This is a genomic window from Blautia sp. HA8986, assembly GCF_056504635.1.
Map to the genome: position 1 here is coordinate 2,215,223 of NZ_JBWLUQ010000001.1, position 16,245 is coordinate 2,231,467.

Here is a 16,245-nt window from a genome sequence, read left to right on the forward strand (position 1 = left end):
GATTATTTTTCCTCTGTTGTTCCTATGTGAATGTTTTTTCTGGGGCATGTTGCCGCACAGGCATGACAGCAAAGACATTCGCCGGACATTGCTGTGTCACCGTCAATGTCCAGATGTGCAGGGCATCTTTTTTTACAAAGTCCGCATTTCGGAGGGCATTTCTCTCGGTTTCTCTTAAAAAGTGCTCCGGGCAGGATCGGCATCAATGCGAAAACCGCTCCCATCGGGCAGAGAAACTGGCAGAAAAAACGCTCCTGTGTACACATTCCCACCATGATCAAAATCAAAAGGATGATTCCCACCAGATATGTACTGTTTGGAAGCCTTCCGGCTGTGAGCATGGAAAAAACATCCCATGGGCTGGTTCCTGTAAGCTTTCCGTATACGCCTGTGAGGCAGGAAAGCAGGATCAGAGCCAGTACGATATATTTCACTTTCTGAAGTCTGTGAACCAGTTTTTCAGAAAGGGCTGGTTTCTTTTTTTTATGAAAACATTTCGTCCAGATCCAGGCAAAGCCTTCATATATGACATCTCCAAAAGATCCGAATGCACAGGCATATCCGCAGAAATGTCTTCCGAAAAAGCATGTGAAGATCAGAAGTACTGCTGTTACGGTCAGAAAAGAATTCCACTCCACCGGCTGTCCGGCTGCAATGGCGAGAAAAATCGATTTGATTCCTGCAAAGGCTGTGGAAAACAGAGACGGGGCCGCTATGAAAAACGCCAGCTGAATCCCTGCACGTTTCAGCCTTACATCCCGCTGTCTTTTTTTCATTCGTTTTCCGCCTTTCCAAGTGCTTCATCAACAGCATTCAGGATTCCTGTTGAACTGAAGGTTGCTCCTGATACAGTGTCCACATCTGTGCTCTGTGCACTGATAACGGAATTTATCACGCTTTCTGCCTGTGAAAGATATGCGCTGTCCTCGCCGGGTGCGCTGACTACATTGATGGATGTGATCTCATCACCGGCCAGTGTCACCTCAACCTGGATCGTTCCGCCGTATCCCTCAGCTTCACCTGTGTAGGTACCATCTTTATATACGTAATCAGAATCTGTTGTTGTGTCGTCTGTGGTGTTGTCTGCTGATGCACTGTCTGTTGATACACTATCTGTTGTATCGCTGCCTGCCGCAGTATCTGCTTCGGATGCTGTCTGATTCTGAACCCGGCTGGTGTAGATTGTCTCCAGTGCGCTTAAAAGCTCACTCTGCTGATTCTGAAGAGTGTCCACTTTATCGGTCAGAGCTGCGATCTCTTTCTCATTCTCCTCAGCCTTCATACTGCTGTTGTAAAAAAGCACAGCCATGATCACCAGAAGAACGGAGATCACTCTCATGTAAAAATTCTGGTTTTTCATCTCTTTTCTCCCCTGTTTTTATTTATAACGAGTAAAGCAAAATAATCCGTCAAGCAAATATCCTTTATTTCAATTACATTGTAAAATGCCAGATATGGCACTCCCTGAAATGACTATAGATTCCTTAGTTCCGTGGGAGCTCGCAAAGTTATATATTATTCATTTACATATTTAACTTAGTCGTATTTAATCTTATTTTATGAATTAGATACTTCTAACTTACAGGTAGGTATTATATCATCGATTTTTTTCCTTGTCCATACTTTTTGTTAGTATCTTGTAACTTTTTTTATTGGGGATTTTATCTGCCTGAATGAATGATTTCAATTTTTCTGGTTATGGAGCGAATAACATTTTTATAGTTAGATATATTTAACTTGCATTTGCCTTTTGAATGGGAGTATGATATTATTTTTACGAATCTGTGATAGAAATGGAGATTTATTTTGAAGAAAAAAGAAACGATTTTTATTGCGTCCATGCTGGTGATCGCCGGGATTCTGGGGCTTGGTTTCCGGATTTCGGGGCAGCGTTCCCATAATACGATCCGCATTACTGTTGATGGAAAAGAATTCGGGACGTACTCACTGAGCAAGGATCAGGTGATCCATATCGGAGATACCAATGTCTGTGAGATCAAAGATGGAAAAGTCACCATGATCAAAGCCACCTGCCCGGATCATTACTGTATGAAACAGAAGGCAGTTGACGAACACGGCGGTTCTATTATCTGTCTGCCGAATAAAGTTGTAATAGAAGGAAAGGATTCTGCAGAGCCTTCGGAATCTGATGATTCACCGAAGATCGATGCAGTGACATAAGATTATGAAACGAAAAACAGCTTATCTTGGATTGTTTGCTGCGGTTGCCATTATATTGGGATATGTAGAATCGCTGATCCCCGTCTTCGCCGGAATTCCCGGTGTAAAAATAGGACTGGCTAACCTGGCGGTACTTTTTATACTGGATCGGTATTCCTGGCGGGAAGCTGCACTTGTATCGGTTGTCCGCATACTTGTAATTGGATTTATGTTTGGAAACCTGTTCAGTATTGTATATAGTCTTGCCGGTGCAGCACTCAGCCTGACTGTGATGAATTTTCTGAAAAAGCATTCGGACTTCAGTCTGATCGGAATCAGTGTAGCCGGAGGCGTTACCCACAATATCGGGCAGCTGATCGTCGCCATGATCGTGGTCAGCAACATCAGTCTGATGGTGTATGCACCGGCACTGCTTGTTGCAGGTGTGCTCGCCGGAATTACCATAGGTGTGTTGGTAAAGGAAGTTCTGGGGAGAGTTCCTTTGAATCCTTAGTTTTGTATGTTTTGCTTTTTGGATTTATTAGTTTTACTTTGTGAAAGTGGGGAAAACCGTGGGGAGGAAAGGCACTCATAGTTGCGAAGGCCGTTTTTCCTCCCCACACCCCTCCTTTCTGGCCACGCCGCTGTGATGCGTTTTGATTAGTGTAAATTTATCGGCTTAATCCTGTATGCTTCTGTTTTGGAAATGACAGGTTGAGCCGATTTTTTTGGGTCGTATATTATTAGCCCAATTCTTCATTTCTCAATTGGGACATTTTTTACGTATGGGTACGGAAAAGCGGCCTGCGCGGCAGGCCTGTTTCCTGTTTATTGAATATACGGAGAAAAACTTCCTCTTTCTACATTCAGTTCCAGGAACAGGTCTGCTATGCAGACCGCCTTCTGTCTGGCTGAGGGAGTGATCACTCTGACGGCTCACCCTCACCCTCAAAAATCGGCTCAGACTTTCATACAGCAACGGCGTGCCCGGAAAGGGAGAGCTCAAGGGGGAAAAGTGGGCTTCGCAACTCCGAACGCCTTTCCCCCTCGTAACCTTGCCCACGCAACAGTGTCCCCCGGAAAGGAAAGTGCAATTCATGCCAGTCGCATCCAGGCCCTCCCGTCGAGAGACATTCATCTACGCCTCGGTTTCATCCTGAAACTGCGGTATCGGTGTTACAGGAGATACCGGGGGTTCATCGAAGTCCCCGGATATATTCCGATAGAAAACCGCCATGCAGGTCTCTATATAAGGTACCAGCCAGATAAGCGCAAGATAAAGTGTAAACATGGAAAAAATAATCCACGGCACAAAGCTGAGCAGCATCTTCAGGTACTCCCATAAATGCCCTTTCATAAGCTTCGCACTGGCTTTCAAAGCCTGTCCGCCCTTCATTTCCGGATTATCCGCCAGAATATAATAAGTCATGGCAAACGGCATCGCTATCAGAAGATTCAGCAAAAATCCCAGCAGCGTAAACAGCAGATAATTCACCGCCCAGTTCATCTGAGCATCTGCTGTACTTCCCATATCCGTAGTATACGAAAACCACGCCATAGGAAGTGAAGTCACCAGATTGATCAGTGCCAGCACAAATGATGCCACGATCACATGATCCGGCTGATGGCTGAAAAAGTACAGAAGATCACCAAAAGAATATTTTTCCCGACGGGAAATATTCAGATAAATCCTGTAAAGTCCCGCTGAAAAAACACAGATCACCAGTGAAAGGATAAAACTGAATACCTCTCCCCCAATGATCGCATACAGGGAATCTCCCGGAAAAAGTGCTGTAGAAATATAACCGGATACCGCACTCATCGCCGCAACTGCAATACTTCCAATCACAGGAACTGTAAAATTCCCAACCAGAGTTTCCCTCGCAAGCCTCTTACAGCCCTTCAGATTTTTTCTCATAAAATTCTCTCCTTATGAGCGATTACATCGCTCCGTTATAGAAAGCGGAGACTTATACCAAGCCTCCGCCCTGTCATTCATTTCTTATTTTGTTTAATCCGCCAGATTAAATGCATCATGTACTGCATTCATAGCACGCGCACCATCTTTTTCATTGATAAGAACAGTCACACGGATCTCAGAAGTTGCGATCATGTTGATATTCACACCCTCATTGTAAAGGCTCTCAAACATCTTCGCAGCAACGCCCGGATTACTCATCATACCGGCTCCCACGATGGAAAGCTTGGCGATATTTTTCTCCGCATGAAGCTCAACGTAACCGATACGTGACTGGTTGGCCTCCAGTACACTCATTGCATCATCCAGATCATTCTTGTCAACTGTAAATGAAATATCCTTAGTTCCTGCACGGCCGATAGACTGAAGGATCATATCTACATTTATATTTTTCTTAGCCAGGGTATCAAAAAGCTTAAATGCTACTCCTGGTGAATCTTTAAGTCCGATCACAGCAATACGTACTGCATCTGTATCCAGAGCAACACCGCTGATCAGCATTCTCTCCACTGTAACTTCCTCCTTTACCACAGTTCCTTCGCTGTTGTTGAGACTGGAACGTACCACAAGCGGTACACCATATTTCTTCGCCATCTCCACGGAACGGTTGTGAAGTACACCTGCGCCCAGAGTTGCCAGATCCAGCATCTCATCATAAGTGATCTCCTTCAGCTTGCGGGCCTTCGGAACCTTTCGCGGGTCAGCTGTGTAAACACCATCTACATCCGTATAAATCTCACAGGCATCTGCATGAAGTGCAGCTGCAAGAGCAACTGCCGTGGTATCAGAACCGCCACGCCCAAGTGTAGTGTAGTCATTATACTTGTCTATCCCCTGAAAACCTGTGACAACAACAATCCTGCGGTTGTCCAGTTCTCTTCGGATACGTGCGGCATCGATCTTCTTCAGACGTGCACTGCCATGAGCACTTGTAGTATGCATGGCCACCTGAAAAGCATTCAGGGAAACAGCAGGGATTCCCATGCTGTCCATAGCCATAGCCATCAGCGCTACCGACATCTGCTCTCCGATGGTAAAAAGCATATCCATCTCACGTTTCGGAGGTTTCTCATTGATATCCTTTGCCATGGTGATCAGCTCATCTGTATATTTACCCATTGCTGAAAGCACGACCACCACGTCGTTTCCTTTTTTGTAATCTTCGATACATCTTTTAGCCACATTGAAAATCCTCTCTTTGTTAGCCACAGATGTACCGCCGAATTTCTTTACGATTAACATGTTCTTTTCTTCTCCTCAGGCATCAATCCTTTACACGGATCATTGCCAGTACTTTTCCGTCAAGCTTGCTGATCTTCTCTTTGTAATCAGCCTGCTTCATCTTCGGTGTGATAAATCCAAACTCCTCCGGAAGATTATCCGGCTCGATAGTCTGTACATCACCGAAAGCTTTCTCCACTTCATCCATAGTTGTATCAGATACGCGAACAAAAAAGCGGCCCTCAACTTCGTTCATATCCATAAGCTCCAGCACACGGCTGCTCCAGTTTGTCATGATATTTCTGTGAAGATGTTTCGCCTCATCCACAACATCAGCAACAACAGCACTTGCTGTCGGGAGCTTACCTGCTCCGCTTCCATAGAACATAGCATCTCCAAGAACATTTCCGTGTACAAATACTGCATTGAACACATCATTTACGCTGTAAAGCGGACTCTCCTTTCCTACCAGGAACGGAGCTACCATTGCATAGAAAGAATCTCCGATCCTGCGGCTTGTTGCAAGAAGCTTGATAGTCATGCCAAGCTCTTTGGCATATTCCATATCTGCCGGTGTGATCTTTGTAATTCCTTCTGTATAAATATTCTCGTAATTCAGGAATTTTCCATATGCAAGTGAGGAAAGAATCGCGATCTTACGGCATGCGTCAGCACCTTCTACATCTGCTGTCGGGTCTGCTTCTGCATAGCCTTTCGCCTGTGCTTCTTTCAGAACTGTATCAAAATCACAGTTCTCTGTACTCATTTTATAAAGCATATAGTTGGTGGTTCCGTTAAGGATACCTGTGATCTCATCGATCTCATCTGCTGTCAGTGAAGAATTCAGCGCACGAATGATCGGGATTCCACCGCCACAGCTTGCCTCAAAAAGGAAATTGATACCTTTCGCCTTGGCGATCTCCATAAGCTCGGAACCATGTTTGGCCACCAGAGCCTTGTTGGATGTACTTACGCTCTTTCCGGCCTCGAGTGCTCTTTTTACAAAGGTATATGCCGGCTCGATTCCACCCATAACTTCAACGACAATATCTACCTCCGGATCGTTTACGATCACTTCATAATCATGAACCAGAACTTTCTCAACCGGATCTCCCGGGAAATCTCTTAAGTCCAGCACGTATTTAATATTGATCTCATCTCCGGCTCTCTTGTTAATGCTCTCATGGTTTGTGTTGATAACCTCGACAACTCCGCTTCCTACTGTACCGTAGCCTAATACTGCTATGTTTATCATATGCTTACTCCCTGCCTAAAATTTTCAAATAGTGTATACCGTCTTTCTGTTCAATATCCTCCACCATAGCTTCTGCATCACCTTCACCTGGAAGGATATCAACGCTCAGCGTCAGTGTTGCAACTCCGTTAATAGGAATACTCTGATGTATGGTCAGGATATTACCGTGAAAACGGGCAATCGTCTGCAGCACCATTGATAAAAGTCCCGGCTCGTCGTCCATCTGAATAATAAAGGTGATGGTCTTTCCCCTGGTCTCCTCGTGGAAAGGAAAAATATCGTCCTTATATTTGTAAAAAGAGCTGCGGCTGATCCCGGTCTTTTCAGCTGCTTCCTGAACAGTTGCCACCCTTTTTGATTCGATCAGTCTCTTGGCTTCCACAACTTTCAGAAGCACTTCCGGCACTGCCCTCTCTCTTACTACATAGTATTTTTTCTTCTCAACCTGTTTCTGCATAGCAACCTCTTCTGTCCGTTCTATAAAGACAACTGTTTTTGTACAAGAGATATATTATCATAATAAAAGAAACTCCACAAGCATTTTTTTGCCTGCGGAGTCCTTGTATTGCTGTGGCCAGCTTCCTGGCCAGCAATCCTGGTCATCTTTATAGGGTTCCGTGACAGTAATGTTATTCTTTCTTTTTCGCCAGCGCGATCCATTTCAGGTATGCATTGATAAAGATATCAATACCGCCGTCCAGAACTGCGTCAACATTACCGGTTTCCTCGTTGGTACGGTGATCTTTCACCATAGTATATGGCTGCAGGACATAAGAACGGATCTGGTTTCCCCAACCGATATCTGTCACTTCGCCTCGAATGCCGGAAAGCTTCTCCTCAGCTTCCTGCTGCTTCAGAAGATACAGCTTGGCCTTCAGCATCTGCATGGCCTTGTCCTTGTTCATGTGCTGAGAACGCTCATTCTGGCACTGTACCACGATTCCTGTCGGAAAATGGGTGATACGAATCGCGGAAGACGTCTTATTAATATGCTGTCCACCGGCACCGCTGCTTCGGTAGGTATCAATACGGATATCATCATCATTAATCTCTACGTCCAGATCTTTCTTGATATCCGGCATAACATCACAGGATACAAATGATGTCTGTCTCTTACCTGCTGCGTTGAACGGTGAAATACGTACAAGACGGTGAACACCTTTCTCGGATTTCAGATAACCGTAGGCATTCTCTCCGTTTACCTGGAAAGTTACAGATTTCACTCCGGCCTCATCACCGTCAAGGTAATCCAGCACCTCAAGCGCAAATCCTTTCTTCTCTGCCCATCTGCTGTACATACGGTAAAGCATTCCGCACCAGTCGCATGCTTCTGTTCCGCCTGCTCCTGCATTCAGCTTGATAATGGCATTCTCTCCATCATATTCTCCGGAAAGCAGTGTCTTCACACGGATACTGTCAAAACTTGCCTGGAATTCATCCAGCATCTCCTGGATCTCCGGGATGATCTCGGGATCATTCTCCTCATATCCCATCTCGATCATGGTTTCCATATCTTCCATCTGTGTTTCCAGATTATGGTATGTCTCAATATCGTCCTTGAGACTCTTTAACTGTTTCATCTTCATCTGGGATACTTCTGCATTATCCCAGAAATCAGGCGCTTCCATCTCGCGCTCTAATTCTTCGACCTTCTGCTCTTTATTAGCGAGGTCAAAGTGAATCCCTCACTTCCACTAATGGCTCTGTGTATGTTGCAAGAATACTCTTGAACTGATCTAACTCAACCACAGCTTCACCTTCTTTCTATATATTGATGCAGGAAATCCTGCCTGTCTTATACAATACCATATGGACATGAAAATTACAACGAAAACGTGGCTCAGGCATTTCTATTTTATCTGTGACAGTTTATAGATATCCTCTCTGCGATGCTTCAGAAACGGCAGCTGCTCACGGACTTTTTTCACCTCATCCAGATCCAGCTCCACGATCTTAACTCCAGGTTTCTCGTCCATTTGCATGAGGACTTTTCCCCAGGGATCTGCGGCAATGGAATGCCCCCAGGAATGATACCCTGCGTTCATGTCCCTGGCTGGTGCGGCTCCGATGGTGTATACCTGGTTGTCTACGGCTCTCTGCCGGAACATCAGTTCCCAGTGGAGAGGGCCTGTTGTCATGTTAAAAGCAGCCGGCACGATGATGATTTCTGCTCCTTTATCTGCCATCAGTCTGGCAAGTTCCGGGAAGCGGAAATCGTAGCAGATACAAAGTCCTATTCTACCAAATTCCGTAGCAAAAACTGTCACCTGGTCTCCTGGTGTGAGTGTATCGGATTCTTTAAAATACTGGCCGCCTTTTACATCAATATCAAAAAGATGCATTTTTCTGTGTTTTCCGATCTGATGTCCCTTTCTGTCAAAAACATAGGAGGTATTGTAAATATGTCCGGCCTCATCCCGCTCAGGCACGCTTCCTGCTATGAGATAAATTCCATGCTCTGCTGCCAGCCAGGAACATTTTTCCCATGTATCTCCGCCCTCAGGCTCGGCATATTCCGGGAAGTATTTATTCTCATAGGGACAGCAGAACATTTCGGGCAGGACTGCCAGATCGATGTCTTTGAGCTCCGGATCGGCGAGAAGTTCTTCTGCCTGGGTGATGCTGCGGGATTTTTCCTTGTATACATGTGTCTGGAGAATTGCTGTTTTTATAATTGCCATACCCATCACATCCTCTCTCTGATTTTATATCATCAATATAATCTCTAATATGCCTCGATACAAAAATAGCCCCACCACGTCATCAGGGTGAGACTATTTTCATCTTCATTCTCAGATCTTAGCAGCCTTACGTCCGCAGCACTGTTTGTATTTCTTGCCGCTTCCGCATGGGCACGGATCGTTCGGATATACTTTATCTTCTTTTCTCTGAACAGGTTTCTTCGGGCCTGCGCTGTCATCTTTGTTTGTGCCTGTTACTTTAGCAACCTGCTCACGCTCGATCTTCTGCTCTACATGAACATGATACAGCATACGTACGGTATCTTCCTGGATGGAAGTGATCATATTGTTAAACATTTCGAATGCGTTCATCTTGTACTCAACAACCGGATCTCTCTGGCCATATGCAGTCAGACCGATACCCTGACGGAGCATCTCCATATCATCGATATGATCCATCCACTTGCTGTCGATACATTTCAGAAGAACAACACGCTCAAGCTCACGAAGCTGCTCCGGCTCCTGGAACTCAGCCTCTTTTGCTTCATAAAGCTTCACAGCCTCTTCCTTCACAATGTGCTTGATCTCGTCTTTCTTATGACCTTTGACCTTCTCAGCTGTCAGCGGTTTGATCGGAATGATCGGAGTGATGGCTGTATTGAACTCATCAAGATCCCACTCGCTGGAATCCATATCATCAGAGAAGCACATATCTGTCATGCTGTCTACGATATCTGTGATCATCTTGTAAATGGCATCACGCATGTTCTCACCGTCAAGTACCTGACGACGCTCCTCATAAATGATTTCTCTCTGCTCATTGTTTACCTGGTCATAATCAAGAAGATTTTTACGGATTCCAAAGTTGTTGAACTCAATCTTCTCCTGAGCTTTCTCGATAGCGTTGGAAAGCATCTTATGCTCGATCTGCTCATTCTCCTCAACCCCAAGAGATGTGAAAACCTTCATCAGTCTCTCGGAACCGAACAGACGCATCAGGTCATCCTCAAGAGAAATATAGAAACGGGATTCACCCGGATCTCCCTGTCGTCCTGAACGTCCACGGAGCTGGTTATCAATACGTCTTGACTCATGACGTTCTGTACCGATGATCTTCAGACCGCCGGCTTTTCTTGCCACATCGTCAAGCTTGATATCCGTACCACGTCCTGCCATGTTGGTTGCAATGGTAACAGCGTCTGCCTGTCCGGCCTGTGCTACGATCTCAGCCTCCAGTTCATGGAACTTGGCGTTCAATACGTTGTGCGGGATTCCTTCTCTCTTCAGCATCCTGCTGAGAAGCTCGGAAGTCTCAATGGTGATCGTACCAACCAGCACCGGCTGATGCTTCGCATGTGCTTCTTTAACAGATTCTACAACTGCATTGAATTTCTCTTTTTTTGTCATGTAAACAGCATCGTCAAGGTCTTTACGCTGTACTACACGGTTGGTCGGGATCTCTACAACGTCCATTCCGTAGATATCACGGAACTCTTTTTCCTCGGTAAGGGCTGTACCGGTCATACCGCCTTTTTTGTCATATTTGTTGAAGAAGTTCTGGAAGGTGATGGTTGCAAGAGTTTTGCTCTCTCTTTTAACCTTAACATGCTCTTTCGCCTCGATTGCCTGATGAAGGCCATCGGAATAACGGCGGCCCGGCATGATACGTCCGGTAAACTCATCAACAATCAGGATCTCATCGTCTTTTACAACGTAATCCTGATCTTTATGCATCAGGTTGTGCGCGCGAAGTGCAAGGATGATATTGTGCTGGATTTCCAGGTTCTCCGGATCTGCCAGGTTCTCGATATTGAAGAATTTCTCAACCTTCTTGATACCCTGCTCAGTAAGGTTGACGATCTTATCTTTCTCATTTACAACGAAGTCACCTGTCTCAATAACTTCCTCGCCCATGATGGCTGCCATCTTAGTCATCTCGTGGCTGGCCTCGCCACGCTCCAGCTGCTGTGCAAGGATATCGCACACTTCGTAAAGCTTGGTGGACTTGCCGCTCTGTCCGGAAATGATAAGAGGTGTACGTGCCTCATCGATCAGGACGGAGTCGATCTCATCGATGATGCAGTAATGAAGGTCTCTCTGAACAAGCTGCTCTTTATAGATAACCATGTTGTCACGAAGGTAATCAAAACCAAGCTCGTTGTTGGTTACGTATGTGATATCGCATCCGTATGCCGCACGGCGCTCTTCCGGCTTCATGTCGTTGAGTACAACGCCTACTGTCAGGCCAAGGAACTCATGAACCTTACCCATCCACTCAGCATCTCGTTTAGCCAGGTAGTCATTGACTGTTACAATATGAACACCCTTTCCCTCAAGGGCATTCAGGTATGCAGGAAGTGTGGATACAAGAGTTTTACCTTCACCTGTTTTCATCTCGGCGATACGACCCTGGTGAAGAATAATACCACCGATGATCTGTACACGGTAATGCTCCATTCCAAGTACACGTTTCGCTGCCTCACGTACTGTTGCAAATGCTTCCGGAAGAAGGTCATCCAGTGTTGCCCCTTCTGCCAGGCGTTTCTTATATTCTCTTGTCTTCTCTCGTAACTGCTCATCACTAAGCTGCTGCATCTGAGACTGATAGCTCTCAGTTTTCTCAACCAGCGGCATGATACGCTTTACTTCTCGCTGGCTGCGGGTTCCAAATACTTTTGAAAAAACATTCATGTTTCTGCTCCAATCATCTTAATTCATGCGGATATCCATATTCCGATCCGCTGCATATTCATAAACGCAACCACATTTCAGGACGTGATTCACGTTCAAAACAGGGCTTTTAAGCCTCTTATCTATCCGATTCAGGATCATTCCAGGTCACTGTTGATATCCAGATCACATATGGTATATATTCTACCACTTTCCTGTAATAAAAACAATGAACAATTATTTAATAAATCGTGTCCTGTATATCTGTACCGGAGCCTGTATCACTTTCTGACTTTAACAATTTTGATACTTCCCCAGGCACTATAATATATTTTTCCACCTGTCCAGGAATCTCCTCCGACTCCTCATTCATATCCTTCTCAGATATTTCCATAGCTACAGTATCATTAGTGAACTCTGCCGCCATACCAGTTACAGGCGTAGCACTAAAAACTATCTCTGCAGCAAACAGCTTTATCCAGCGTAATACTGCAGAGATATCTTCTTTTTTATTATTTGGTTATTTTTACAGCTTTTACGGCACTCCAGGATGAATACAGCTTCTTCTTACCTGCGGTTTTATAGGTTCGAACTCTTACATAGTAGGTCTTTTTACCTGCAAGGCTCGTTGCTGTATATTTTGTTGTGGAAGCTTTTGTGATGGCTTTTGTTTTTACTCCGCTTTTGAAGGTTTTGTTTGTGGAGTACTGAACTTCGTAACCAGTTGCATAGCTATTCTTCTTCCACTGGAGATCCAGCTTTCTTGTTTTTATGTTGCTGCATTTCGTGAATGATGTCGCCGAAGGATTCACGGTTACTGTAACAGTTTTTTTCGCTGACTTATAGTTCTTGGATGCTGCTGATGTGATGGTGATCGTAGCTGTTCCTGTAAAATTCGCCGCAACTGTTACTTTTCCATTCTTATCAACTGCAACACTCTTGTTGCTGGACTTATATGTAAGCTTCGCCTTGTACAGATCCTTTGCTCCCAGAGAGAAGGTCTGCTTCTTTGTGTTCTGGGTTTTGTTTACATTGGAAGCTGTAATTTTATTGCTGCCCGGAACGATCTTAAAGGTTGCCGTCAGAGTTCCCTGATAAGCGCCCTCTATTCCAGTTACCGTTACCGTCGCAGTTCCTACATTTACGTTATTTTTCCAAGTAACTTTGTAATCAGAATCTTCGAAAAGGAACTGGTCTCCAAAATCTCCCTTGTAAGCCTTATCGCGCACATAAAGCTTCACCTTCTGCGCTTTTCCGGTATATGGCATCGTAGTATATCGAAGCGTCAGTTCGCCGTATTTCTCCAGATCTGCGCCGTATACATGTCCGGTCTCCGGATCCCAGGCAGACCAGGTTATCCAGGTTCCGCCATAATCCTTCAGCTTAGCATCAGTCCAGGTTGGATCGTTTTTCGGATAATAAGCAGTCAGCGCCCTGCCGCGGAACATATTTGCTGACATTTCCGGAGCATTTCCATAGAAATAGAGAGAATATATCTGTGTTCCGGCTAAAATGTCATCTTCGATCTTCTTTACATTTTTATCAATGTTGGCATTGCTTCTGTCCCAGTTCTTAAATGTATCCTTTGTAATAACTGTTTTATCTCCGGACGGTGTTGGCGTTGCTGTTGGTTTCGGTGTCGGTATCGCGGTCGGTTTCGGTGTCGGCTTCGCAGTCGGCTTCGGCGTCGGTATCGCGGTCGGTTTCGGTGTCGGCTTCGCGGTTGGTTTCGGTGTCGGCTTCGCAGTCGGTTTCGGCGTCGGTATCGCGGTCGGTTTCGGTGTCGGCTTCGCAGTCGGTTTCGGCGTCGGTATCGCGGTCGGTTTCGGTGTCGGCTTTGCAGTTGGTTTCGGTGTCGGCTTTGCAGTTGGCTTTGGTGTTACTCCAAGATTAATCTTGATAAACTTTTCATCGTCCTGGAGATTCGGGCTTGGATGAACCGTGATCCAGAACGAATTTTTCAGATATGCAAAACCATACACATATCCATTGGAATATTTCAGGTCTGCCAGCTTCTCATTTCCGGAACCGTCCAGGTTGATCCTGTACACTGCATCCGGGCCGTTATAATAAAGCTGATTATCATAAAGAACCATTCTCGAATAATTTCCAAGCCACCATCCACCACTTGAGGTTGGCCATTTCATGTCCAAATTTTTGAGCACTTTTTCGGAAGAATCCGAAAGCGTCCGGCGTTTTATCGCCCCTTTTGTATAGTCTATACTATCCATATAATACCAGTAGCCATCCTGATACCACATGGCAGCATTAACATTTCCCCAGAAATAATCCTTATACTTATCCGAGTCAGCCACCGGTGTTTCCTGTTCCGGATCATAACTTGACCAGTCATAATGCTCTTTTTCTTTGATTGCTGCATCACTCAGCATGAAATATTCATGCCGGACCCTTCCAAGTATATCCCAGACAGGATCATCCCAGGTTACATCAACGTGATACCATTTTCCATCGATCTTCAGCATGTTCCAGGCATGATTCATGTTATTGCTGACAACCATTCTGTTCTCAATATTAACATTATTCAAAAGAATATAATATGCATACGCATACCCCTGGCATACAGCTTTTCCTTCCTGCAGAGCACCATATATATTGTATACATTTCCTCCCAGGCTGCCATTTATGTAATCTTTGTACGCATAAGCAATATGCAATACGAGATAATCATGGAGAGCCAGCGCTTTATCCAGATCCGTCATCCCTGGTTTGATCACTGCCAGTGCCTCATCGATCGCATGCTCCAGATTGTCCGCATCAGAACCATATATGTAGTTTCCATCCTTTCCCATGGATGGGATCTGAACCTCATAAAGCGTAACTGCAAATCCATTCTCCACATCACAGGACTCAAAGCACAGCCAGTAATATTCCGGATGGCGGTTCAGAAACAGCATTACTACATCTGAGATCTGATCTGCCGGGATTCCAAGCGCAGATACGTCCAGCACAGCGCCGCTGTTCTCCACAAGCTCGACAAGTCCCTGTTCCCATTCTTCTTTAAGTACTACGGAAGTTTTTTTCGGGCCAATGGCGCCTTCTTGGATAATACCTTCGTGGGACAAAATAATATTCCCATTCTTCGGCACCTCTCCATCCGAAAACTCTTCTTCTGCATCAGAAAACTCTTCTGCATTCCTCTCCCCGTAAGCCTGTTCCACTTCTCCAATGCTCAATTCTTCCGGTTCTTCATACTCTACATTTTCTGCATCATCGGAAATATCCGCTTCCTTATTCTCCTGCCCGGAAAGTTCATCTGTCTCGTTGGGTTCTTCTAACGTGTTTTCTGTCGCTGTTGTATCGTCACTGAACTCAGCCGCCATACCGGTTACAGGCATGGCAGTCACGCACAATACCGCGCTGAGAACCAATGCTGCGAGCCTCTTTTTCATTCGTACGTCCTCCTTCGTATTTTGTTATTTTCATTATATTATAAATTACTGCTTCAGTTCTGTAAAGTGGACTTTTATACTATAAAAAGGCTCCGGAGACCTGCGGATTTTCCACGCAGATCTCCGGAGCCTCACGCTCAATATTCAGTTTTTATGCAGTAATCAGAATTCAGGCTCGATCAGTCCGTAAGTATTACCTTTACGTTTATAAACTACGTTAACCTGCTCTGTCTCCGCATTGAAAAATACAAAGAAGTTATGTCCAAGAAGCTCCATCTGTACGCATGCATCTTCCGGATACATTGGTTTAATTCCGAATTTCTTGGTACGGATGATCTTAACTTCCTCATCCTCTTCATAATCCTTATCAAGATATGCCTTCTGGAAGTTTGTGGATTCCTGCTGTCTGTCAACAATCTTATTCTTGTATTTACGAAGCTGACGCTCAATTACCTCTTCAACCAGATCGATAGATACATACATATCATTGCTTACCTGCTCGGAACGGATAATGTTGCCTTTCACAGGAATTGTTACCTCGATCTTCTGGCGATCCTTCTCAACGCTTAAGGTTACTGAAATTTCAGTTTCAGGAGTGAAATACCTTTCAAGTTTACCAAGCTTGTCCTCAACAGCTGTTTTAAGTCCTTCTGTTACTGCTATATTCTTTCCACTAATAATAAATTTCATGACTTCCATCCCCTTTGCTGTTTTATGTTGTCATTATAACACATAAAGTTAAATTTTAACATCACTTTTCAAAAATTTCACAAATTTTTTCTAAAATTATTTGATATATTTCTGCAAAAGGTTTTTTTTGTCGCGAATGCGCAACTATTAGAGCAGTTTAACAAAATCAATAATCAGCTG

Annotated in this window: 14 protein-coding genes; 2 read left to right on the plus strand and 12 right to left on the minus strand. The window is 44.8% G+C overall.

Annotated elements, in window-relative coordinates:
* Positions 1-2: 2 nt before the first annotated feature.
* Both AC04Q4_RS10375 and AC04Q4_RS10380 read right to left on the minus strand, forming a co-directional pair.
* Positions 3-776 carry a 4Fe-4S binding protein gene (locus tag AC04Q4_RS10375; RefSeq protein WP_476388924.1) on the minus strand — a complete coding sequence of 258 codons (774 nt, stop codon included), beginning with the start codon at positions 774-776 and terminating at the stop codon, positions 3-5.
* The gene (locus AC04Q4_RS10380) at positions 773-1,360 is read right to left on the minus strand and encodes an FMN-binding protein (protein WP_476388925.1); all 588 of its coding nucleotides are present in this window, start codon (positions 1,358-1,360) and stop codon (positions 773-775) included. The genes AC04Q4_RS10375 and AC04Q4_RS10380 overlap by 4 nt, the downstream gene beginning before the upstream one ends.
* A 446-nt stretch (positions 1,361-1,806) precedes the next feature.
* Here AC04Q4_RS10380 and AC04Q4_RS10385 point away from each other — a divergent pair, with 446 nt between their 5' ends.
* Both AC04Q4_RS10385 and AC04Q4_RS10390 read left to right on the plus strand, forming a co-directional pair.
* On the plus strand, positions 1,807-2,181 hold the full coding sequence (locus AC04Q4_RS10385; protein ID WP_476388926.1) for a NusG domain II-containing protein: 375 nt from the start codon (positions 1,807-1,809) through the stop codon (positions 2,179-2,181).
* A 4-nt stretch (positions 2,182-2,185) separates the two neighbouring features.
* A complete protein-coding gene (locus AC04Q4_RS10390; RefSeq protein ID WP_476388927.1) occupies positions 2,186-2,674 on the plus strand; it encodes a Gx transporter family protein in 489 nt (162 codons plus the stop codon).
* A gap of 624 nt (positions 2,675-3,298) precedes the next feature.
* Here AC04Q4_RS10390 and AC04Q4_RS10395 read toward each other — a convergent pair.
* The 10 genes from AC04Q4_RS10395 to hpf form a co-directional block, all read right to left on the minus strand.
* On the minus strand, positions 3,299-4,078 hold the full coding sequence (locus AC04Q4_RS10395; RefSeq protein ID WP_178774242.1) for a DUF975 family protein: 780 nt from the start codon (positions 4,076-4,078) through the stop codon (positions 3,299-3,301).
* Between the two features lie 93 nt (positions 4,079-4,171).
* Positions 4,172-5,380 (minus strand): aspartate kinase, encoded by a 1,209-nt coding sequence (locus AC04Q4_RS10400; protein ID WP_476388928.1) that lies wholly within the window; start codon positions 5,378-5,380, stop codon positions 4,172-4,174.
* A gap of 22 nt (positions 5,381-5,402) precedes the next feature.
* Complete coding sequence (locus AC04Q4_RS10405) at positions 5,403-6,614, minus strand: homoserine dehydrogenase (RefSeq protein ID WP_476388929.1); 1,212 nt, start codon at positions 6,612-6,614, stop codon at positions 5,403-5,405.
* A 4-nt stretch (positions 6,615-6,618) separates the two neighbouring features.
* Positions 6,619-7,071: an ACT domain-containing protein gene (locus tag AC04Q4_RS10410; RefSeq protein ID WP_173738776.1), complete on the minus strand. Its 453-nt coding sequence runs from the start codon at positions 7,069-7,071 to the stop codon at positions 6,619-6,621.
* 172 nt (positions 7,072-7,243) lie between these two features.
* Positions 7,244-8,363, minus strand: a protein-coding gene (gene prfB / locus AC04Q4_RS10415) for a peptide chain release factor 2 (protein WP_118061801.1) whose coding sequence is annotated in 2 segments (ribosomal slippage) — positions 7,244-8,287 and positions 8,289-8,363 — 1,119 coding nt in all. Because the reading frame shifts where the segments join, the coding sequence is not laid out codon by codon here.
* 101 nt (positions 8,364-8,464) lie between these two features.
* Positions 8,465-9,295, minus strand: coding sequence for a nitrilase-related carbon-nitrogen hydrolase (locus AC04Q4_RS10420; RefSeq protein WP_476388930.1), 831 nt, complete (start codon positions 9,293-9,295; stop codon positions 8,465-8,467).
* A 111-nt stretch (positions 9,296-9,406) separates the two neighbouring features.
* Positions 9,407-11,986: a preprotein translocase subunit SecA gene (gene secA, locus AC04Q4_RS10425; RefSeq protein ID WP_476388931.1), complete on the minus strand. Its 2,580-nt coding sequence runs from the start codon at positions 11,984-11,986 to the stop codon at positions 9,407-9,409.
* Between the two features lie 220 nt (positions 11,987-12,206).
* The gene (locus tag AC04Q4_RS10430; protein ID WP_476388932.1) at positions 12,207-12,359 is read right to left on the minus strand and encodes a hypothetical protein; all 153 of its coding nucleotides are present in this window, start codon (positions 12,357-12,359) and stop codon (positions 12,207-12,209) included.
* Between the two features lie 118 nt (positions 12,360-12,477).
* The gene (locus AC04Q4_RS10435) at positions 12,478-15,375 is read right to left on the minus strand and encodes a transglutaminase domain-containing protein (RefSeq protein WP_476388933.1); all 2,898 of its coding nucleotides are present in this window, start codon (positions 15,373-15,375) and stop codon (positions 12,478-12,480) included.
* 162 nt (positions 15,376-15,537) lie between these two features.
* On the minus strand, positions 15,538-16,065 hold the full coding sequence (hpf, locus tag AC04Q4_RS10440) for a ribosome hibernation-promoting factor, HPF/YfiA family (protein WP_173738772.1): 528 nt from the start codon (positions 16,063-16,065) through the stop codon (positions 15,538-15,540).
* Positions 16,066-16,245 lie beyond the last annotated feature (180 nt).

Bases quoted from the DNA above. Each gene is read 5' to 3' on its own strand.
- AC04Q4_RS10375 (WP_476388924.1), bottom strand. From the start codon at position 776: ATGAAAAAAAGACAGCGGGATGTAAGGCTGAAACGTGCAGGGATTCAG.
- AC04Q4_RS10380 (WP_476388925.1), bottom strand. From the start codon at position 1,360: ATGAAAAACCAGAATTTTTACATGAGAGTGATCTCCGTTCTTCTGGTG.
- AC04Q4_RS10390 (WP_476388927.1), top strand. From the start codon at position 2,186: ATGAAACGAAAAACAGCTTATCTTGGATTGTTTGCTGCGGTTGCCATT.
- AC04Q4_RS10395 (WP_178774242.1), bottom strand. From the start codon at position 4,078: ATGAGAAAAAATCTGAAGGGCTGTAAGAGGCTTGCGAGGGAAACTCTG.
- AC04Q4_RS10400 (WP_476388928.1), bottom strand. From the start codon at position 5,380: ATGTTAATCGTAAAGAAATTCGGCGGTACATCTGTGGCTAACAAAGAG.
- AC04Q4_RS10405 (WP_476388929.1), bottom strand. From the start codon at position 6,614: ATGATAAACATAGCAGTATTAGGCTACGGTACAGTAGGAAGCGGAGTT.
- AC04Q4_RS10410 (WP_173738776.1), bottom strand. From the start codon at position 7,071: ATGCAGAAACAGGTTGAGAAGAAAAAATACTATGTAGTAAGAGAGAGG.
- AC04Q4_RS10420 (WP_476388930.1), bottom strand. From the start codon at position 9,295: ATGGCAATTATAAAAACAGCAATTCTCCAGACACATGTATACAAGGAA.
- secA (WP_476388931.1), bottom strand. From the start codon at position 11,986: ATGAATGTTTTTTCAAAAGTATTTGGAACCCGCAGCCAGCGAGAAGTA.
- AC04Q4_RS10430 (WP_476388932.1), bottom strand. From the start codon at position 12,359: ATGGAAATATCTGAGAAGGATATGAATGAGGAGTCGGAGGAGATTCCT.
- AC04Q4_RS10435 (WP_476388933.1), bottom strand. From the start codon at position 15,375: ATGAAAAAGAGGCTCGCAGCATTGGTTCTCAGCGCGGTATTGTGCGTG.
- hpf (WP_173738772.1), bottom strand. From the start codon at position 16,065: ATGAAATTTATTATTAGTGGAAAGAATATAGCAGTAACAGAAGGACTT.